We start from the raw sequence: 524 nt of genomic DNA, 5'->3' as shown, positions 1-524 counted from the left end.
TTCTCACCTTGTGAATAACTATAATAAAACACTAAAGCAGCATCAGCGTAACCCAATTTGATTGCTTTGTTGTTCCACTTGAAAGCCTCGTCCAATGTCTCTGGCTCTAAGAGATAATAATATAAAGACTGCATCGCAGGGGCGTAGCCTTGGTTGGCTGCGATTTTTAGGTATTTTATTTTTTCCTCTACATCCTTCCAATACGAACTGTATTTTAGAAATCCGTAACCTTGATTATTAATTGCTACTTCATAGATATCTCGGTGTCTTTTGTACTTATAAATAGGAATAAACTCCCACCATTTTATTTGCTTAATCGCGAGGGCGAACATAGCTTTTCCATTTTCGTTAGCGGCTTGTTTTTCCCAGCCATCTATAGCTTTAGATTTCCAACTAGGGTCACATGGCCAACCTAAATAACTACAAGGGCTATTTCCGTTAAGCTCTTTTCCTGCTAATACGCCCATAGCCCAAGGGTCGCCCATATTGGCGGCTTTTAAAAAGGTCTGCCCCGCTTCAAACTG

General features: G+C 40.3%; 1 pseudogene. It reads right to left on the bottom strand.

Features of this window, described 5'->3' with window-relative positions:
• Window positions 1–524: pseudogene (locus ACQEXR_RS20440) on the bottom strand (sel1 repeat family protein); the annotation flags it as partial.

The sequence above is a fragment of the Vibrio sp. TRT 2004 genome, assembly GCF_050113735.1.
Classification (GTDB): domain Bacteria; phylum Pseudomonadota; class Gammaproteobacteria; order Enterobacterales; family Vibrionaceae; genus Vibrio.
This window is presented reverse-complemented; position numbering and strand designations above follow the sequence as displayed.